Source organism: Catenulispora sp. GP43, from assembly GCF_041260665.1.
Lineage (GTDB): Bacteria > Actinomycetota > Actinomycetes > Streptomycetales > Catenulisporaceae > Catenulispora.
The window spans coordinates 143,188-162,340 of record NZ_JBGCCT010000023.1 but is presented as its reverse complement, the minus strand read 5'-3'; the positions used below and the strand labels follow the sequence as shown (position 1 = coordinate 162,340).

General features: G+C 70.6%; 19 protein-coding genes. 4 read left to right on the top strand and 15 right to left on the bottom strand.

What is annotated here, in order from left to right:
- Positions 1 to 10 precede the first annotated feature (10 nt).
- The 7 genes from ABH926_RS36815 to ABH926_RS36785 all read right to left on the bottom strand — a co-directional run bounded on the left by ABH926_RS36815 (position 11) and on the right by ABH926_RS36785 (position 8,543).
- Positions 11 to 1,012, bottom strand: a complete 1,002-nt coding sequence (locus ABH926_RS36815) for a beta-ketoacyl-ACP synthase III (RefSeq protein WP_370370578.1) — start codon at positions 1,010 to 1,012, stop codon at positions 11 to 13.
- Positions 1,013 to 1,104: 92 nt separating this feature from the next.
- Positions 1,105 to 1,383 carry an acyl carrier protein gene (locus ABH926_RS36810; protein ID WP_370370577.1) on the bottom strand — a complete coding sequence of 93 codons (279 nt, stop codon included), beginning with the start codon at positions 1,381 to 1,383 and terminating at the stop codon, positions 1,105 to 1,107.
- Positions 1,384 to 1,442: 59 nt separating this feature from the next.
- On the bottom strand, positions 1,443 to 2,993 hold the full coding sequence (locus ABH926_RS36805; RefSeq protein WP_370370576.1) for an acyl-CoA dehydrogenase family protein: 1,551 nt from the start codon (positions 2,991 to 2,993) through the stop codon (positions 1,443 to 1,445).
- A gap of 529 nt (positions 2,994 to 3,522) precedes the next feature.
- Positions 3,523 to 4,317, bottom strand: a complete 795-nt coding sequence (locus ABH926_RS36800; RefSeq protein WP_370370575.1) for a hypothetical protein — start codon at positions 4,315 to 4,317, stop codon at positions 3,523 to 3,525.
- 82 nt (positions 4,318 to 4,399) lie between these two features.
- Positions 4,400 to 5,953 (bottom strand): protein kinase, encoded by a 1,554-nt coding sequence (locus ABH926_RS36795; protein WP_370370574.1) that lies wholly within the window; start codon positions 5,951 to 5,953, stop codon positions 4,400 to 4,402.
- Positions 5,950 to 6,468, bottom strand: coding sequence for a hypothetical protein (locus tag ABH926_RS36790; protein ID WP_370370573.1), 519 nt, complete (start codon positions 6,466 to 6,468; stop codon positions 5,950 to 5,952). Before ABH926_RS36790 ends, ABH926_RS36795 begins: the two co-directional genes overlap by 4 nt.
- A 125-nt stretch (positions 6,469 to 6,593) precedes the next feature.
- Complete coding sequence (locus ABH926_RS36785) at positions 6,594 to 8,543, bottom strand: N-6 DNA methylase (RefSeq protein ID WP_370370572.1); 1,950 nt, start codon at positions 8,541 to 8,543, stop codon at positions 6,594 to 6,596.
- Positions 8,544 to 8,677: 134 nt separating this feature from the next.
- On the opposite strand from ABH926_RS36785, the gene ABH926_RS36780 reads away from it, so the two are divergent.
- Positions 8,678 to 9,271, top strand: a complete 594-nt coding sequence (locus ABH926_RS36780) for a DUF4352 domain-containing protein (protein ID WP_370370571.1) — start codon at positions 8,678 to 8,680, stop codon at positions 9,269 to 9,271.
- A gap of 123 nt (positions 9,272 to 9,394) precedes the next feature.
- Here ABH926_RS36780 and ABH926_RS36775 read toward each other — a convergent pair whose 3' ends face one another.
- Positions 9,395 to 9,982 carry a suppressor of fused domain protein gene (locus ABH926_RS36775; RefSeq protein ID WP_370370570.1) on the bottom strand — a complete coding sequence of 196 codons (588 nt, stop codon included), beginning with the start codon at positions 9,980 to 9,982 and terminating at the stop codon, positions 9,395 to 9,397.
- 152 nt (positions 9,983 to 10,134) lie between these two features.
- Between ABH926_RS36775 and ABH926_RS36770 the strand changes: the two genes are divergently transcribed.
- The gene (locus ABH926_RS36770; RefSeq protein WP_370370569.1) at positions 10,135 to 12,522 is read left to right on the top strand and encodes a discoidin domain-containing protein; all 2,388 of its coding nucleotides are present in this window, start codon (positions 10,135 to 10,137) and stop codon (positions 12,520 to 12,522) included.
- Between the two features lie 57 nt (positions 12,523 to 12,579).
- On the opposite strand, the gene ABH926_RS36765 is transcribed toward ABH926_RS36770, so the two are convergent.
- The 3 genes from ABH926_RS36765 to ABH926_RS36755 form a co-directional block, all read right to left on the bottom strand.
- Positions 12,580 to 13,416 carry a nuclear transport factor 2 family protein gene (locus ABH926_RS36765; protein WP_370370568.1) on the bottom strand — a complete coding sequence of 279 codons (837 nt, stop codon included), beginning with the start codon at positions 13,414 to 13,416 and terminating at the stop codon, positions 12,580 to 12,582.
- Positions 13,417 to 13,604: 188 nt separating this feature from the next.
- Entirely contained in the window at positions 13,605 to 14,063 is a 459-nt protein-coding gene (locus ABH926_RS36760) for a hypothetical protein (RefSeq protein ID WP_370370567.1), read from the bottom strand.
- A 119-nt stretch (positions 14,064 to 14,182) separates the two neighbouring features.
- Positions 14,183 to 15,178, bottom strand: a complete 996-nt coding sequence (locus ABH926_RS36755; protein ID WP_370370566.1) for a LysR family transcriptional regulator — start codon at positions 15,176 to 15,178, stop codon at positions 14,183 to 14,185.
- Between the two features lie 173 nt (positions 15,179 to 15,351).
- Between ABH926_RS36755 and ABH926_RS36750 the strand changes: the two genes are divergently transcribed.
- Complete coding sequence (locus ABH926_RS36750; RefSeq protein ID WP_370370565.1) at positions 15,352 to 16,272, top strand: zinc-binding dehydrogenase; 921 nt, start codon at positions 15,352 to 15,354, stop codon at positions 16,270 to 16,272.
- Between the two features lie 42 nt (positions 16,273 to 16,314).
- The gene (locus ABH926_RS36745; protein WP_370370564.1) at positions 16,315 to 16,728 is read left to right on the top strand and encodes a nuclear transport factor 2 family protein; all 414 of its coding nucleotides are present in this window, start codon (positions 16,315 to 16,317) and stop codon (positions 16,726 to 16,728) included.
- Positions 16,729 to 16,741: 13 nt separating this feature from the next.
- Here the strand turns inward: ABH926_RS36745 and ABH926_RS36740 are convergent, their stop codons facing one another.
- Genes ABH926_RS36740 through ABH926_RS36725 form a run of 4 tightly spaced genes read right to left on the bottom strand, consistent with a single transcriptional unit; the run spans position 16,742 to position 19,103 of the window.
- Complete coding sequence (locus ABH926_RS36740) at positions 16,742 to 17,167, bottom strand: VOC family protein (RefSeq protein ID WP_370370563.1); 426 nt, start codon at positions 17,165 to 17,167, stop codon at positions 16,742 to 16,744.
- Between the two features lie 41 nt (positions 17,168 to 17,208).
- A complete protein-coding gene (locus ABH926_RS36735; RefSeq protein ID WP_370370562.1) occupies positions 17,209 to 18,114 on the bottom strand; it encodes a helix-turn-helix domain-containing protein in 906 nt (301 codons plus the stop codon).
- 34 nt (positions 18,115 to 18,148) lie between these two features.
- The gene (locus ABH926_RS36730) at positions 18,149 to 18,628 is read right to left on the bottom strand and encodes a GNAT family N-acetyltransferase (RefSeq protein WP_370370561.1); all 480 of its coding nucleotides are present in this window, start codon (positions 18,626 to 18,628) and stop codon (positions 18,149 to 18,151) included.
- A 7-nt stretch (positions 18,629 to 18,635) separates the two neighbouring features.
- Positions 18,636 to 19,103, bottom strand: coding sequence for a MarR family winged helix-turn-helix transcriptional regulator (locus ABH926_RS36725; RefSeq protein ID WP_370370560.1), 468 nt, complete (start codon positions 19,101 to 19,103; stop codon positions 18,636 to 18,638).
- Between the last annotated feature and the right edge of the window lie 50 nt (positions 19,104 to 19,153).

Here is a 19,153-nt window from a genome sequence, read left to right as displayed (position 1 = left end):
GCGACACCGGTCAGACCGGCTTGATGTCGGGCCAGGTGAGCGTGGCCGAACCCCAGGTCAGTCCGCTGCCGAAGGCGGTCAGCAACAGGTTGTGGCCCGCCTGCACGGTGCCCTCGGCCGCCGCCCGGGCCAGCGCGAGCGGGATCGAGGCCGCCGAGGTGTTGCCGACCCGGTCCAGGTCGACGACGGCGCGCTCGCGGGCCATCCCCAACCGGTCCGCCACCCCGGTCATGATGCGCAGGTTCGCCTGGTGCGGCACCAGCCAGTCGACGTCTTCCACGGTCCATCCGGTCTGGCGCAGCACGGCTTCGCAGGACTGGGCCATGTGCAGGACCGATTCCCGGAAGACCTCCCGGCCCGCCATCTTCAGGTAGGTGTCGGTCGTCGCCGGCGCCGACTTGGTGGAGCGCTGCCGGGACCCGCCCGCGGGGACGTTGATCAGCTCGGCGGCGGTGCCGTCGCTGCCCAGATCCAGCGCCCTGAGCGCCCCCGGCTCATCCGCCTCGCCGGCGCGCAGCATGACCGCGCCCGCGCCGTCGCCGAAGATGACGCCCGTGGAACGGTCTCCCGGATCCAGCAGGGTGCTGATCGTGTCCGCGCCGATCACCAGGATGCGTTCGGCGACGCCGGCGGCGATCAATCCCGCGCCGGCCGCCAGACCGTACACGAACCCCGAACAGCCGGCGCCGAGGTCGAAGGCCGGGGTCCCCCGCAGGCCCAGACGCGAGGCGACCTGGGGAGCGGTCGCCGGGCACGGGTGGTCCGGCGTGGTCGTGGCCACCACCACCGCCTGCGGCGGCTCGCCCCCGGCGGACTCGACGGCGCGCGCGCCGGCCTCCACCGCCAGGTCCGAGGTCGCCCCGCCGGGCTCGACCCAGCGCCGGGTCCGGATGCCGGTGAGCCTGCGGATCTGGTCGTCCGTCGTGTCCAGCCGCTCGGCGAGCATGTCGTTGGTGACCTCGCGGGCCGGCACGCTCGATCCGATTCCGGCTATGACGAAGCTCTTGTCCATGGGCCCTTCCTTGCCAGAGAAATCCGCGAACAGAAACGGTGAAGGGGAGACCGCGCGGCCGAACCTCCGGCGGTCGGCGGTCTCCGTCCCCATCACGCTTCCGTCATCACCGGTACTCCCTGCTTGGCGGCCGCGGCCTGGATGAAAGTCACCATGCTGTCGACGGTGGTGAATTGACTGATGTCGTCATCGGAAATCTGTATGTCCCATCGGTCCTGGGCCTTGTCCGCGATCTCGAACATCGCGAGGGAATCGATTCCGAGTTCGCCCGAGAGGTCGCTGTCCGCGGCGATGTCGCGGGCGGCCAATTCGTCGACGGAGCTTTCGATGATGCCTCGCAGGGTGTCGAGGACATGCTGATACGGCTCCATTGGGGGTCTCCTTTATGGATGGGTGGCAATCGGCCCGTACCGGGATCGGCACGGAAGCTTTATTCGGCATGGCGCTGGAGGAAAGCGTCGAGGGTGCGCCGTTCGCCACCGTGGCTTTGCTGCGTGTCGCCGATCGAGCCCACATATTTGGCGATGTGCATGGCCAGGGCGTCCGGGGACAATGTCAAAGCGGGCTGAACCTCGCCGCGCGCGGCGACGAGACGTTGTTCGAGTTTCTGGGCGGCCCAGTACGCCGCGTAGACGTCGAGCTCGGTGCGGTTGGTCTCGGCCGTCTCGGCGATCGCCGCGGCCGTGACACCCCAGCACGCCACATCGCCCACCGCGCGCGCGAGCACGTGGCTCTGTTGCGGTGTGAGGCCGGTTCCCGCCCGCTCCACCAGATCGCGCAGGCCGGCGTCGAGATCGCCGCCCATCTTGGTGGTGCCGAAGGTCTTCACCATCGTGGTGTGGAAGGACTCCAGATCCCGCAGGACACGGGTCCCGAGGAAGACCGCCATGGCCTCGGTCGCGCCCTCGAAGATGCGCAGGACCCGGAAGTCCCGGAAGTACTTCCCGACGATGTCGGTGTCGACGAAGCCGCGCGCACCCATCAGCTGCACGCACTGGTCGACGACCTGACCCGCCAGCTCGCACCCGATGATCTTGCAGGCGAAGAAGAATTCGTCGGGCACCGGCGCGCCGCGGTCCAGACGGTCGGCCAGCGAGAACACGAGCGTCTCCACCGTGCGGGTGGCCGCGGCGCATTCCGCCAATATCTGTTGTGTCACGCCGTTGTCGAGAAGGAGACCCGTGGCCACGTCGCGGCGGCTGGCGAACCGTTCGGCGAGCTGGATGCACCTCTGCATCGCGCCGGTGCCGCACGCGGCGAGGAAGGCGCGCCCGGTCCGGAACGAGTTCTGGGCCAGCGTGGCGCCGCCGCCTTCGGCCCCCAGCAGCGCCGAGCGGGGTAAGCGCACGTTGTCCAGGGCGATGTGGTCCTGGGGGATGGCTCGCAGACCGATGGTCATCGCCTCGGAGCGGGGCCGGAATCCCGGGGTGGAGGTCGGAAGGAGGAAAGCGGTGATCCCCTTTTTCCGGCCGTTGGGCTCCTGGAGCTTGGCCAGGACGGTGATGTGGCTCGACGCGGCACCGAGGCTGATCCACGACTTCTCGCCGTTGAGGATGAATCCCCGATCGGCCTGCCGGACGGCGGTCGCGGTCATTCCGCGCACCACGTTCGAGCCCATACCGGGCTCGCTGGTGGCGACGGTGGTCAGCCCGCGTCCGGTCGCCAGGACGGGCAGGACCCGCTGCTTCGTCTCCTCGTCGGCGAAGTCCCGGATGGGCGGTATGCCGAGGGAGTTGTGGACGCCCAGCAGTACGGCGATGTTGGGATCGATCGCGGCGGCCTGCCGGATCACCCGGAAGGTGTCCGTGTAGGAGAGCTCCTGGCCTCCGTACTCGCGGTCCACCCGCAGTCCGAACAAGCCCTCCGCGGCGAATTGGGGGACCAGGGACGGTGGCAGCGAGCGGCGCTCGTCCATGAGCCAGGAGTCCAGACGGCTGTCGGCGTACTGACGGAGAAACTCAATCATCTCGTCGGCCGGCATGTGTTCCTCTCCCGATATGAATCACTGCTCATGGTGGATGTCGGATGTCGTCCCCGAGGCGGAACCGCAGCCCTGTCGGCAATAAGATTCGCGGTCCCATCATCGCTATCCCCGTGCGGTGTATTCATTGCGGTAAGAGGTTTGAACGTTTCGCAAGCCGTTGTTCTCGTCGGATCAATATCTCACCCCAGGAGCTTAGAAGACCTCTTACGCGCGTGGCAAGGGCGCGACGGCACCAAGATCGACCCGCGGGCTTGATCGTGGCTTGAGGTTCGGGGAGTCCACGTCGAACAAGATGGTCGCGTTCATCGCCGCCGTCAACAAGACGGCCCGGTTCGGTCGCATGAGACCGAAACCGGGCCGTGGGGCCTGTCAGGTTACTGAGAGTCAGTGGACAGAATGTTCGAATACTGTCGTCGGGGACGGTGAATCCCCTGCTGGAAGTGGGTTTGTGTAAGGGCGCGTTGATGTCGCGCGAGTATCCCGTGAACGCCGCCGTGACATATCCCGTCGTGCGGCCGAACGGACGTCAGGAGTTGTGCTCGACCAGGTTCCGCAGGTCGCGCATGACTTTGCCCATGACCTCCGGACCGGTGCCGAACACCATCTTCTGGTTGTCGCCCTTGGGGTAGTAGGAGACGCTGCCCATCGTGGTGGACGTCATCCACTCGCAGGCCGTCGACTCGGCGGCCAGGGCCCCGGATTGGTCCAGCACCGAGGAGCAGCCGGCGGTGCCGCCGTGCGGGCCGGGGTCGGTCTGCACGTTGTTCGTGGTCATGCGGTCGCCCGCGCCGTCGTCACTGGTGGACGGCATCTTGCCGAACTTCGCGGTGAGCTTGGCCGGGTCGAAGCCGGAGCCGTTGTAGCCCGCGAAGATGACGTAGACGTCGTGGGTGGGGTCGTCGTAGACGGCGATGACCGGGGTGCGGCCGGCGACGCCGAGCTGCGCGCTGCTGGCGGCGAGCTCGGACCGGATCTTCGTCAGGTTCGAGGCCTGCGGCTGGATCTGCGCGAAGCCGAAGACGGAGTTCGGGGCGGACAGCGTCCACCCGCCGAGCGCGAGCGTGGGGGCGTTGCTGGTGCCGCCACTGCTGCCCGCGCCTGTACCGGCGCCCGCCGATGTGCTCTGTGTCTCATTGCCTTGTGTCTCATTGCCCTGCGCGCCGCTGCTCTGCGCCCCGTTCGCGGTCGGCGGGACCCCGAGGGCTGAGGGCGCACCGGAGCCGGTGCCGTTGGTGGTCCCCGTTGAGTCGCCACACCCTGCCAGAGCGAGGGTGCAAATGCCTATGATCCCGACGAACGGGATAAAAGTTATCCGCGTCATAGGCGCCAGACTTGCATAGCGGCACCGCGACCGGCACCGAGATTTGCTAAGGGCCGTATGTAGCAGCGCTAACGGCTCGACGTCACCGCAACCCCACCCACCCGCCGATCTGCTGCAACACTCCCCGCAAGGCCACGTTATCAGGATGCTGAATCCCCAGATCCCGCTCCCGATCTCGCAGCACCTCCGCCAGCACCGGCCACGCCTGCTGCGGCTGCCCCGTGGCGACCAGCAGGCGCCCGATCCGCTCGCGCATCGCCAGCGACTTGCGCGCGTCGTGGGCCGGGAGCGCCGCGTACGCCGGCAGGATCGCCTGGTACTCGGCCAGGGCGCCGGTCACGTCGCCGGTCTGCTCGCGGCACTGCGCCGCCTGGTAGCGCAAGCCCAGGGCCTCGTCGCTGCCCGGCCCGTGGTCGGCGGCCGCGGTGCGGGCCAGGCGGTCGAACTCGGTCAGGGCGGCGGCGGACTGGCCGTCGAGCATCAGGATCCTGGCGTACTGCTTGCGCAGCGTCCGCACCACCGGGCCGTGCGGGTCGTGCTCGCGTTGGGCGAAGGCCAGCGCCGATCCCAGGATCTGCACGGCCGGGGCGTAGCTGCCCTCGCCGACCAGCCGTTCGGCCTCGGCCAGGGAGGTCGCGAGGCCGATCTCCGGGCCGTCGCGGTCGGCGGCCGGCAGTGCGCGGTCCGGTGTGTGGCCCGGTGTGCGGGCGGACGGGCCGGGCGGCGGCGCCATCGGGGAGTGGAACGGGCGGAAGGGGTCGAAGGGCTGATCCGCCTTGTCCGCCGGGGCTTTCGGCAGCAGCGCGACCAACCGGTGGTACACCTCGTGCGCCGAGGCCGGCCGGGACTGCGGCTGCTTGGCCAGCAGCTCCAGGATCAACGCCTCCAACGCCGGCGGGACGTCGGGCCGCAGCGTGCGCACCGGCGTCGGCGGTTCGGTGGCGTGCTTGGCGAACAGCGCGTAGGGCGTCGGGGCGTGGAAGACCGGGTGGCCGGTCAGCACCTCGTGCAGCACGCAGCCCAGCGCGTACAGGTCGCTCGGCGGCCCGGCGATCCCGGAGGACGCCTGTTCCGGCGCCATGTAGCCGGGGCTGCCGAGGGATTCGCCGGTGCGGGTCAGCTTGCTGAGATCCGGGTCGAACACCGCCGCGATGCCCAGGTCCAGCAGGACGGCCGTCCCGTCGGGCCGCAGCATCACGTTGCCCGGCTTCAGATCCCGGTGCACCACCGGGATCGCGTGCACCGCCGCCAGCACCGTCGCGATCTGCGCGCCCAGCGCCGCCGCCTGCGGCCACGGCACGCCGTCGTGCTCGGCGACGAAGTCGGCCAGGCTCATGCCGTCGATGCGCTGCATCACCAGGTACAGCTCGCCGTCGTCCGGATCCCCGTCGACCCCGGCGTCGTGGATGGTCACCACGCCCGGGTGGTCGATCCGGGCCAGCGCCCGGCATTCGCGGGAGAACCGCTTGGCCAGCATCGGCCGGTCCGGGTGGTGCGCGGCGCCGGCCACGATGAGCTTCACCGCGACGTGCCGGTCCAGGCGCTCGTCGTAGGCCCGCCACACCTCGCCCATGCCGCCCCGGCCGAGCGGGACGTCCAGGCGGTAGCGGCCGGCGATCACCCGGCCCCGCGTCACCGGGCGTCCCCGCCGCCGAGGAGGCCTCGCAGCTCCCTGAGTTCGGCCTGGACCTCCGCGGCCATGTCGTGCGCGGCCGCCGCGGTCACCGGCGGGACGACCGGAGCAGCCGACGTGGCGGTCGGCGCGAACCCGGGTGCCACGAAGGTCGCCGGATACAGGTGTGTCGGCGGTACCGGAGTCGCCGCGGGCAGAGGTGACTGGCCGTACCAGGGCTGCTCCGCGGCCGGTCGCAGCGCGGGGAGGCCGGGGCCGCAGCCCTTCCAGGCATGCACCGTCGCCGTGATGAGGTAGCCGAGGACGACGGTGTCGCCGATCAAGCTCTCCCAGGTGTTCGCGTTCTTGGGGATCAGCTCCACCACCACGAACTCGGCGACCATCGCGCCCACGAAGGCCGCCACCCACCACCACGCCCTCGCGGTCCGCCGCCGGCGCGCGATGTGCACCGCCGGCACCCACCCGCAGATCCCGACTGTCCAGAACGGGATCGCCGTCCACAAGACCCGGGCGGTCACCCTCCGAGCCCGCGCTCCCGCGGAGGGCGGAGGGTAAGGAGCCGACGGCGGCAGCGGTGCGCTCATAGTGCGCTCAGATTACTGAGGTTGCCAGCGCCGGACCAGCGGTGTGAGCACTGCCGGCCTCAGGACTTCCCCTCGCCGCCCGACGGCGTCACGGTGCCCTCGGCGAGCGCGTCGGTGATGCCCTGGACGAGCCGTTCGCCGGCATCGGCGGCCTGCCGCAGGACGTCGCCGAACTCTGCGATCCTCCGGAACGCCTCGGCGTATCCGCGCTGCCGCTCCAGCGGAAGCCGCGGCAGCGGTGCCTTGCGCAGGTCCATGCGGCTGCTGGTGGACGCGTGGCTCACCGCCTGCCGGGCGACGGTGTCGCTGCGCAGGTACCCGGCGACGAACCACGGGTCCAGCCGCGCCGGATCCGTGCGGACCACGGACGCCCCGCGCCCCGGAAGGGTCCCGATCGCCGGATCGCCCTCGGCGACCACCCGCGCCTGCCCGAGCGCGCCGCCCAGCACCGGCACCAGGATGTCGCCGGCCGCGACCTCGACATCGCCGGCGATGCTCAGTGCTCCGGCGCGGGCCAGATCGCCGAGGGTGGTCGACGGCCAGACGGTCGCGGGCTCGGCTTCCGTCCCCAGCGGCGGCAGCACGTCGGCCAGGCGCGCCAGGATCTCCTGTGTGGTCGTGCGGTATTCCAGTAGCCGGCCGTAGCCAAGACCGGTGTCGGGACGCGGGACGTGCCGGCCGGGGCTCAGGTCCACCGCGTCGTCGAGCAAGTCGATGATCGGCAGCGCGACGCTGAGCCCTGATTCGCCCTGGAAGGCCTCGGGATCCCGGTCGAACGCGCGCCACGCGGCCAGAATCCGCTCGGCGGCCGACTCCGAAGGCACTCGGTCCGCGCGCCCGGAACGGTCGGCATCGCTCTGGTCGATGAACAGGACGCGGCTCGGCGCCGGATCGGCGAGCCCGGGGCGTCGCAGTACCCAGAGATGCAGCGAAAGCCCATACGGGGCCGCGCTTCCCGCGGGCAGTCCGACGACGGCCCGCAGAGCCCCGCGCCGCAGCAACTCGGCGCGGACCCGGCGTCCCGGACGCCGCGCGGCCACCGCCGGCGGCAGCAGGATCGCGGCCGTCCCGCCGGCCCGCAGCCGGGCCGCCGCGTGCTGGACCCAGGCCAGTTCGGCCTCGGCGCGCGGCGGCATGCCGTACTCCCAGCGGGGGTCGTAGGCGAGTTCGTCGTAGCCCCAGTCCCGTTGGGCGGAGGGCGGTTGGCAGAGCACCGTGTCGGCCTCGAGGGCCGGGTGCGCCTCGGCGAGCAGCGCGTCGCCGGCCCGGACATCGAGGGTCCGGGCATCGACGGTCCGGACATCGAGGGTCCGGGCATCGAGGGTCCGTGCATCGTGAGTCCGGGCATCGGCGGTGCGGCCGCTGCCGGCCACCGCGACGGCGAGCCGGGCCTGGGCCAGCGGCGCGAGCACGTCGTCGGCGGTCTGGCCGACGAGCGATCCGGCACCGGCGGCGGCAGCGGCGAGCAGAAGCGTTCCCGCGCCACAGGAGGGATCGTGGACGACGGCCTTGTCCGCGCGCTCCCGGGGCATCGCGATCGCGGCCATCAACGCCGCCAGCGCCGGCGTCGCCGAACCCGTGTCGCGATCTCGGGCGTAGACGTCGAGGTAGCGGCCGAGAAGCTCTTCGAAGACCTCGCCGCGCCCGGTGTCTCCGGCGATCGCAAGGGCCTGATCCAGCAGATCGGAGCCGCCTGAGGCTTCGCCGCCGGAGGCCAGCGCCGTGCCCAGCGCCGCGAGCGCCGCGGCCGTCGCCGCCTCGCCGCCGCCCGCGCTGCCCGCGCCGTCCACGGCCCGCCACAGCTGCTCGCCCGCGGGGATCTCCGCGAGCTTGCCCTCGGCCCGCAGCCAGCGCTCGACCTCGGCCAGCGAGAACGTCGGGCTGGTGTCGCTGCCGCCGACCGGGGCGGGGAAGCCGGAGTGCCGCCGCCGCCAGTTGCTCACGGCGGCGCGGCCGACGCCGGCGAGGCGGGCGATCTGGGCGGCGGTGACTTCGGTCTGCTCCGTCATGGCCGCAGCCTACCCAGCATGTGTTCACAAGCGCCAGCGATCAGGGATGAGAACTTGTCTGTTGACAGTGTTCACAGCAATGTGGTTCGCTCTCTCAGGACACGAACGAAGCCCTCGAACTCAGGAGTACACAGATGAGCCGTGAACACTTCTCCCCGGCCCGCGGCCCGGTTCGGACCGGCCTCGGCGTGATCGCCCTGACCGCGGCGCTGGCCTTGGCGACCTCGGCCTGCCAGAGCTCGACGAAGGCGTCGGTGGTGGGTCAGGACCCGATGACCTCCGCGGCGGCGCCGGCCAAGTCGTCCGCCGGCGGCGCGAAGTCCTCGGCGCCGGCCGCGAGCGGCACCTTCAAGGTCGGCCAGCAGGTGAAGGTGGGCTCGTACACGGTGACCGTCCACAAGGTCACCTATCCGTACACCAGCGACATGGACCAGCCCGACGCCGGCAAGGCCTACGTCCTGCTCGACGTCGAGGTGGCCAACAGCGGCAGCTCCACGCAGGCCTTCTCCAGCATGATGCAGCTGGGCCTGAAGGACTCCACCAACGCGACCTACACCGAGACCATCGTCGTCGGCGCCGACGGCAACCCTCCGGACGGGAACATCTCGGCCGGGGAGTCGATGCGCGGCCCGGTCGCCTTCGAGGTCCCGGCCGGCGCTAAGGGCCTGCAGTTCAGCTTCCTGTCCGACCTCATGGGAGACAAGACCTACATAGATCTCGGCAAGTAGTAGTACACAGATCTCGGCAAGTAATTCACAGCTCTCGGCAAGTAGTCCGCCCCCGCCGAACACGACGGCCCCGGCTCGGAGAACCGAGCCGGGGCCGTCGTCGTGCGTCGGGCCGAACGCCGCTCAGGTATGCGCGGCGGACGGCGCTGTGAACACATTCCTGGACTCGATCAGGCTGTCGGCGAACGTCATCGGCGGGACCGTCGCGGCGGCGGCGCGCTCCTCCTGCGTGATCGGCACGACCGTTATCACCCGCACCCGGCCCTCGCAGGTGTCGAGCCAGTCGGGGGTGTCCGCCAGCAGCGGCCCGGCCAGGAACACCGCCTGGCACCCGGGGAACGTCGGGAAGTCCTGCTCGAACCCGACGATCTGGGCCCAGCTCACCGCCCGGCCGGTCTTCCACGGGTACACGGCCAGGTTCGCCAGCTGCATCGCGATCTGGTGCTCGTCCTCCGGGGCGAGCAGCCCGGCGCGCGACAGCCACAGTTCGGCGCGGCCGCCCTCCGTGCCGTCGGCCGCCGGCATCGGCCCGGTGGACATCCCGACCGTCACGAACGTGGTGAGGCCGGCGGGATCGGCGGGCCGGTAGATGAAGACGTCGAGCCGCGCCACCGGGCCGGGACCGTCATCGAAGGTGATCGAGGCGGCAGCGTCGCCGCGCCGTTCCATCAGGGTCCGGAAGACGTCGCGCAGGACCGGGGGTGCAGACATGCCAGCGAACCTACACCCGGCACCATCTACGAGCTCTTATATGAGCATCGTCAGCTTATTGCAAGAGCTCATCTCTTTTGTAACTATGGCCCGTACGAAAGTTACACCTCCATGTCGGAAGAGCGTCAAGCCAGCCAGGAGGATCCACCACCATGACGGTCACCCGCCGAAGATTCCTCACCACCGCCGCGGCCGGCTCGGCCGCGGCCCTGATCGCCGGGCCGGAGCTGCTCGCGGCCCCGGCGGCGCGCGCGGCGAGCCCCGCCGGCGACGTCGTCGGCAAGATCACCGTCGGCTACCAGGGATGGTTCGCCTGCGCCGGGGACGGAGCGCCGATCAACGGGTGGTGGCACTGGTCCCAGAACTGGTCGCAGACGCCGTCGCCGTCCAACAACGTCATCAAGGCGTGGCCGGACATGCGCGAGTACACGCACACGTACCAGACCGCGTACGCGAACCTCGGCAACGGCCAGCCCGCGACCCTGTTCTCGTCCTACGACCAGCAGACCGTCGACACCCACTTCCTGTGGATGCAGCAGAACGGCTGCGACACGGCGGCTCTGCAGCGCTTCAACCCGAACAGCTCCGAGGGCCCGACCCGGGACGCGATGGCGACCAAGGTGCGCTCCTCCGCCGAGACCTACGGCCGCAAGTTCTACATCATGTACGACGTCACCGGCTGGACCTCGATGCAGACGGAGATCAAGGCCGACTGGACCGCCAAGATGTCCGCCCTGACCGCCTCATCCGCGTACGCGCGCCAGAACGGCAAGCCGGTCGTGGGCGTCTGGGGCTTCGGCTTCAACGACGCCAACCATCCCTGGGACGCCCCGACCTGCCTGGACGTGATCACCTGGTTCAAGAGTCAGGGCTGTTACGTGATGGGCGGTGTGCCCCGCGAATGGCGCACCGGCACCGGCGGTTCGCGCCCGGGGTACATCGGCGTCTACCACGCCTTCGACATGCTCTCGCCGTGGATGGTCGGCGCGATCGGCACCGCGGCCGACTCGGACAACGCCTACACCACCCTCACCGTCCCCGACCTCGCCGACTGCACCGCCAACAACGTCGACTACCAGCCGTGCGTCCTGCCCGGCGACGTGTCGGGACGGCAGCGGGTCCACGGCGACTTCATGTGGCGCCAGTTCTACAACATGGCCCGCGCCGGGACGCAGAGCATCTACATCTCGATGTTCGACGAGTACGGCGAGGGCAACCAGATCGCGAAGACGGCCGAGAACCAGTCCATGTCCCCGACCGGCTCCGGCCTGCTGGCGCTGGACGAGGACGGGACGGCGTGCTCGTCGGACTACTACCTGCGGCTCACCGCCGACGGCGGCCGGATGCTGAAGGGACAGCTCGCGCTGACCGCCACCCGGCCGACGCAGCCGGTGCTCAGCTCCGGCGGCGGATCGGGGAATCTGGCCCTCGGCAAGCCGACCTCGGCCAGCGGCAACGCGCAGGGCTACGTGTCCGCGAACGCCGTCGACGGTGACCCGAACACCTACTGGGAGAGCGTCGACAGCGCCTTCCCGCAGTGGTTCCAGGTCGATCTGGGCTCCGCGACGGCCGTGGCGTCGGTCGTCATGAAGCTGCCGTCGTCGTGGGGTGCCCGCACGCAGACCCTCACCCTGGCCGGCAGTACTGACGGCTCGACCTTCAACACGCTGGCCGGATCCGCCGGCTATACCTTCGATCCGGCGTCGGGCAACAGCGTGACGGTGACCTTCGGCACCGCGTCCGTCCGCTATCTGCGGGCCACCTTCACGGCGAACACCGGCTGGCCTGCTGGGCAGCTCTCGGAATTCCAGGTCTACGCGCCGAGCGGATCAGGCGGTGGCGACACCACGCCGCCCTCCGCGCCGACCAACCTCACGGTCACCGGGCACACCTCGACCAGCGTGTCGCTGTCCTGGACCGCGTCCACCGACAACGTCGGGGTCACCGGCTACCAGGTGAAGCTGAACGGTGCGACGGCGCTGACCACGGCCGCTACGTCGGCGACCGTCACCGGCCTGTCCCCGTCCAGGTCGTACAGCTTCGCGGTGGTCGCGACCGACGCGGCCGGGAACCTGTCCCAGCCCTCCGCGACGGTCTCGGCGACGACGGACCCGGCCGCGAACGCGAATCTGGCGCTCGGCAAGGCGACCTCGGAGAGCGGCCACACGCAGGGCTACGCGTCGTCGAACGCCGTGGACGGCGACCCGAACTCCTACTGGGAGAGCATCGACAACGCCTTCCCGCAGTGGCTGATGGTCGACCTCGGGGCGGCGACGCCGGTGTCCCGCATCGTGCTGAAGCTGCCGCCGGCCACCGCCTGGGCAGCACGGACCCAGACGCTGTCGGTCACCGGAGGCGCGGACGCCAGTGCGGCCTCGACGCTGGTCGGCTCCGCCGGCTACGGCTTCGATCCGGCGACGGGCAACGCCGTCACGATCACCTTCCCGACGGCCAGCGTGCGCTACGTCCGGTTGACGTTCACCGCGAACACGGGATGGCCGGCCGGGCAGATATCAGAGTTCGAGGTCTATGCGAGCTGAGGAGTGAGTCGATGCCGGCTGAAGACCGCGCCGACTGAGGTATGAGCCGACAGCCGACTACCAGCGGACCTGCATGGCGTTGCGCAGCATGGTCGCCTGCGTGAAGTCCTGCAAGGTCCGCATGTTGGTGTCGGCCGCCTTCTGCATGATCTGCTTCAGCTCGGCGGGGCGCGGCGTGATCAGACCCCTGATGAGGTGGCTGACCTGCCCCTGCCGGAGCATCCACACCTCGTAGTAGGCGAGGTCCAGCCGCCCGCCCCGGCCGCCGACATCGGCCGTCGCCTCCACGCACAGCGCCTGGGGCGTCTCGACGAAGCGCGACACGGTCTTCAGCGCCGATCCCATGCCGCTGCCCCAGAAGCGCTGCACCGCGCCGATGACCTCGTTCCGGCCGTAGACCACGTTGCCCACGTTGGAGAAGCGGAGATCCGGGCCGAACACCGCGGCCAGTCCGTTCGGATCCTGCGCGCTGGTGGCGGCCCAGTAACGCCGGTACAGGTCCTGTCCCTGCGTGGGCCCGGACGGCTGGGGCAGCGGCGCCAGGGCGCGCGGCGAGATGCTTCCGGTGGCGTGGAAGCGGATGCGGCCGCCGTCGATCACGAACACGTCATAGCAGAACGCCTGCGCGTAGGCGGTGGACTGCACCGACTCCACGCAGAAGGCGTCACCGAGATCGACGAAGCTCTCCACCCCCGAGGTGGCGATCGGCCCGGCCACGCCGATCAGCTGCTCCAGCGCCCCGGCGATCTGCTCCACACCGCTCAGCACCTGCCCGGTCGCACTCGAGACCTGGACGGCGTCCGGGTGGAACAGGTCCCGCACCGCCGCCACGTTCCCGGCGGCCAACGCCGCACACCACCGATGGTGGAACATCTGCGCAGAACTCAACTGCATGACCCGATCCCTCCCGAGCAGCGCACACCTGTCCAGCCAGGCTCGCACGCCGGCGGCCGGAGGGGTGCGGGGATTTTCTACGTGCTGTGTTTAGCGTTGCTAACGCCACGGCCGATCAGCAGCCGGTGTCATCGAGCACTGAAGTCCACGGGGCGGCCCAGCACGTCGGGGAGTGCCACCTTTGTCGCTCACTGGTCCTGTATCGGTCGCTGGTCCTGCTGGGATTCCCGGCTCTTGCGGGGTCTCCGCCGGCCGACCATCTGCTGGTCGTCGGCCATCTGCGGGTCGGGGTGGGGTTCCATGCCGCGCATCCCGGCCTGGCCCTGGTCGAACTGTTGGAAGTTCGGGATCTCGTCGTCCTCGTCCGTCTGGTCCTGGCCGCTTCGCTCACCGAACTGAGGCGTCTGCTCGGACATGTCGCCGCTCCGATAGCCCTGGAACCCGGGCTGGTCCTGCGCGTCGAGATGCTGCTGGTAGTCGCCGTCCTGGAGCTTCCGCGGGTCGATCCCCATCTGCTGCAGGGTGTCCGCGTGCTGCCGCGGGTCGATCTGACCGCCCATCCCCTGCAACCGCTGAGCCGCCTGCTGGTGGTCACCGCCGAGCTGGCCGACGAGGTTCGCTATCTGGTTCGGGTCATAGGTGGGCATGATCATGCTTCCTTCCCGCGCCGGGACCGAACAGCCCCGTTGCAGCGAAACACGCCCTGAGCCGGTCCGCACCCGGCCGTCCCCTGAATGGCGGCATGTCGGCAGGCGGCTTCTCGTTCTCAAGAGACAGAGCCGCTGCCGCCTTCGACCTCTGATACGTCGCCGGCGGGCAACCAGTCACGCCCCGGCCGGTACTCCAGCCAGCGGCTCCGGCCGCCGACTTCGGCGAAGGCGCGCAGCAGCGGTGCGACCCCCGGGTGCGGATCCGCCGCCGGCCACACCAGCGACCACGCGTACAGCGGCGTCGGCTCGACAAGTGGAAGCGAGCGGACCCGGATGCGTTCCGGCAGTTCCAGATCCGCGGGGACGAGTGCGAAGCGTGCCGGATCGGCTGCCACCTGCTCGAGGAAGTGGTCGATGCCGAGATTCGCGGTGCCGGATTCGGCGCGGATGTCGAAGTGCTCTGCGAACCGCTGGTAGAAGTCCAGCCGTTCCAGCGCCGCCGGGCACCACAGGACGCTGTCACGCAGTTCGTCGGGGCGTACCTGCGACCGGTCGGCGAGCGGATGCCTTGCGCCGACCATGACATCCACCGGTTCCAGCCGCACCAGCCGGTGGGTGTACGCCGTGTCGCGGGTCCCGCCATTCCCGACCCCGTTCCCGACCCCGACTCCGTGCACGCGCCCGAATCCGACGTCCGTGGCGGTGCGGGCCAGGCCGTCCAGGACGCCGGGCAGGTCGCGGCCGGGCCCGGTCTCGACGGTGACGGCGTCGGCGACGTGGTCGATGACCGGTGCGAGCGTCCGCATCGGCGCGAACAGGTGGCCCCAGAAGTCGATCCGCAACGGCCGGTCGACGTGGCGCGCGGCCGCCACCGCGCGGTCGGCGTCGGCCAGCGTCCGGCGCGCGGGCTCCAGGAAGCGGCGTCCGGCGTCCGTCAGCTCGACGGCGTGCCCGGCGCGCAGGAACAGCTGCACGCCCAGTTCGGCCTCCAGGCGCGCGATGCGCTTGGACAGCGCCTGCTGGCTGACCGCGAGCTGCTCGGCGGCCTGCCCGAAGTGCAGCCGATCGGCCGCGGTCACGAAGGCCCGCACCTGCGCCAGGTCAAGATCCATGCCTTCCACCATGGCCTACCACCGATGGTTGTCGAAACCGCGGGCCGGTTGTTGGACCCGCCTTTCGGCCCGGTGGTCTTCTTGATCTCGCAAGGAACAAGCAGCGAGCAGCAGCAGCGAGCAGCGACAGGCAGCACCAAGCAGCAGCCAGAAGGCAAGAAGGGGAGATCGCCATGAAGGCCATGACAGCCACCGGCCGGCCCGGCCCGTCCGTCGAACTCACCGCGGTGGACCAGCCGCAGCCGCGTCCGGACGAGGCCCTGATAAAGGTGGAGGCGTACTCCGTCAACCGCGGCGAGACGTTCCAGCTGGAGGCGCCGCGCCCGGACTGGCGGCCCGGCAAGGACGTCGCGGGCCTCGTGGTCCAGGCGGCGGCCGACGGCTCGGGTCCGGCGGCCGGCACCCGCGTCGTGGGGCATCCGCCGCAGGGCGGCTGGGCCGAATACGTGGCGGTCCCGACCGCGTCGCTGGCCGAACTGCCCGACACCGTGCCGGCCGTCACCGCCGCCGCGCTGCCGCTGGCCGGGCTCACCGCGCTGCGTCTGCTGCACGTGACGCGCTCGGCCGCCGGACGCAGGGTCCTGATGACCGGGGCCTCCGGCGGTGTGGGCCACTACTTCGTGGAACTCGCGGCCGCGGCCGGGCTGGAGATCACCGCGGTCAGCTCCTCGGCCGAGCGCGGGGCCCGGCTGCTGGAGCTCGGCGCGGCCCGGGTCGTGCCCTCGATCCAGGCCGCGGACGGACCCTTCGACCTGGTCCTGGAGTCCACCGGCGGGCCGAACCTGGCGGCCGCGCTGGCCAAGCTGGCCCGGCGCGGGACGCTGGTCTGGTTCGGCCAGGCCAGCCGGCAGCCGGCGACGCTGGACTTCTTCGACTTCTTCGCCGGCCCCGAATCGGCCACCATCCGGCACTTCCATTACGCCGACTCGGACTCGACCTACGGACAGGACCTGCAGACTCTGGTCCGCCTCGTCGCCGCCGACCGCCTGCACCCGGAGATCGGGCTGGTGGCCGACTGGACCGAGACCGCCGACGTGCTGACCCGGCTGCGCGACCGGGGCGTCCGCGGCAACGCGGTCCTCACCATCGCCTGACGCGACGTTCCCCAAGCAGACGCCTTATAAAGGAGCATGATCATGAACAACGTCACCGACCCGAAGACCGTCGTCGTCCGCTACGTGGAGGCGGTGCGCGACGGAGATGCCCAGACCATCTTCGACAGCTTCGCCGAGGACGCCACCTGGCTCTACCCGGGCAGCCTGCCGATCTCGGGCCTGTGGGAGGGCCGCGAGGCGATCATCAACGACTTCCTCGGCGGCATGGGCGCCTACTTGGACACCTCGGCGCCGGTGGTGATCGGTCTGGTCAACGCCTTCGCCGACGGTGAGCAGGTCATGGCCGAGTGGACATCCAAGGCGACCGCCGCCAACGGCGCGACGTACGACAACCGCTGCGCGGCGGTGTTCACGGTCCGGGACGGGAAGATCACGTCGGTGAAGGAGTACACGGACACGCACCACGTCGCCGCCGTGCTCTTCCCCGAGGCCTGAGTAAGCGGCGCTGCTAAGCGCTCGCGCGCGGATGTCCGCGATACGTCCCGAAAGACCAGCGGTTCCCCTCGGGATCCCGCACCCGGAAGTCGCGCGACCCGTAGTCGGTCTCGTACACCTCCTGCAAGATCTCGGCACCGGCCGCCTTGGCCCGAGCGAACAGCTCGTCAGGGTGGTCGGTGACGACATATGCGCCGAACGCGCCGGGCGCCAGCGGCCACGCGTCGCCGTCGGACGGCTTGGCCGAGCCGAGCATGACGCCGCCGCCCTCAGGCCAGGCGAGTTCGGCGTGGTGGACCTGGTCGCCGTCCTGGTACACCACGGTCGCCTCGAAACCGAAGGCCTCGGTGAGGAACCGGATCAGGGCTGGCGCGTCCGTCGCCCGCAGCGTGGGCCAGACCTGCGGCGGGGGAGTCGTTTCGGTGGTCGTGGGAGTCATCTGGAGCATCTCCTTCGCGGTCGTGTCCCGTGCCTCCACCCTCACTCGCCGGGCATGGCGCCGGATTGGATATTTCGGAACTCTTCGGCGAGCCAGCGGACCGGTGGGCATCCCGCCAACGCATTGAACTCGCGGTCCATGTGCGCCTGGTCGTAGTAGCCGGCATCGACGGCGAGGTCGGCAAGGCCCAAGTCGAGGCCACGGGCCGGAACGTCCGGCCACACGTCGACCGGTCCGCTCCGCGCCCGATCCGCCAAGCGCCGCCGAGCCCGATCGAACCGGATCACCCGGGCCGCAGCCTTGGGAGTGAGCCCGAATTCCGTGGCGAAGCGCCCGGACAAGCGCCGCGTACTCCAGCCCAGTTCCGCGGCCAGATCGGCGATCGGCAGCCGTCCGCCAGTGCGCAGAAGTAGCCGCCACGCCTCGGTCAGCTCGGCGGCGATCGCCGTCCGGGCCTGCTTCGCAGCACGTGATGCAAGCCACGCGTCGACCGCCGCGAACCGTCCCGGCCAGTCCGGCGCGGCCCTGAGCCGCTCCTGAGCGTCGACGATGTCGCGGCCCAGCACGTCATCGGCCGCCACATCGGTCTCGGCGAACTCACCGGCCGGCATCCCCAACACGGCGCGCGCTCCCAACGGACTCAGCGCGATCTGCACGCCGGACTGCCGGCCCTCGTGGCTGATCAGCGCCGGAGCCGTGTGCAGCCCGCCGAGCAGCAACCGGAAATCACCCGGCGCCTGCCCCGGATCGGGGTGCGCGAGCACGGTGAGCTGATCGTCGAGCGTGAGGATGAGCGTCAGGTACGGCGACGGCAGCCCGCGGTGCCGCATCGGCGCGACCCCCGCCTGCCGGTAGCCCGAGTACCAGCCGACGAAAGAGCGCAGTGCGGCCCCGGGGAGCTCGCGCACGGATTCATCGACAAGCGCCCCTTCGTCGACAGGCTCCACGCCACCATTCTCACCAGCGCTCAGCTGTTCGGCATCACGTCAGAGCCTTCTCGAACCAGTGGTCGGCGTACGGGCCGTCGTTGAAAGCCGGGACGTCGCGGTAGCCGTACCGCGCGTACATGGCCCGTGCTTCCACCAAGTCGTGCCGGGTGTCCAGGCGGATGGCCCGCGCCCCGAGTTCCACGGCCGCGCGGTCGGCCTCGCCGAGCAGAAGCGCTCCGCCGCCGGAGCGCCGGAATTCGGGACGGATGTACATCCGGCTCAACTCGCCCAGATCAGGGGCCGGCATACGCACGCCGACGCAGCCGGCCGGTTCGCCGTCCACGCTCGCGACCAGGAACACCGCCAGATCGTCGTTGGGCTCGTCGCGCATCGCGGCTTCGACCTCGCCCGGCAGGCACGGCCGTCCCCAGTAGCGGCTCACCAGCTCGTCGTAGTACGAGACCAGCAGTTCCTGAGCCTCTGGCTCCCGCACGTCAGCGCGGCGCACCGTCCACGCACCCTCAACCGTCACACGAACATCATCGCGGTGCCGTCATCCGGTTAACGGCCGCGGACACCCGGTCCACCAGCTCCAGCGCCCGCGCCATCATGCGCAACTCCTCGTCGTCCAGCGCCTGCTCCAGCGCCGCGGCGAGCAGGCCGGTGCGCTGGCGGCGGTCCGCGTCGAGCGCGTCCCGGCCGGCCTCGGTCAGCGACAGGATCTTCTTGCGCGCGTCGGCGGGATCGGGGCCGGCGGCGAGGTGGCCGGCGTCGGTCAGTTCCTTCACGGTCGCGGCCATCGTCTGGTGCCGGACGCCGCGGCTCGCCGCCAGTTCCGCCGTGGTCATCGGGCCGCGCGCGGCCAGCAGGTCCAGGACCGCCGCCGGGATCGGGGGCAACCGGTCCACCGCGCGGGTGCTGCGGACCAGGGCGCTGACGGCGCCGCGCAGGTGCGCGGCCACCTCCTCGACGGGGGGCGACGGCTGGTTCGCGGGGGTGTCGTTCACCGGGCCAGGGTATCATCTATACAGGGCATGCTGTACAGTCTGCCCTGTAT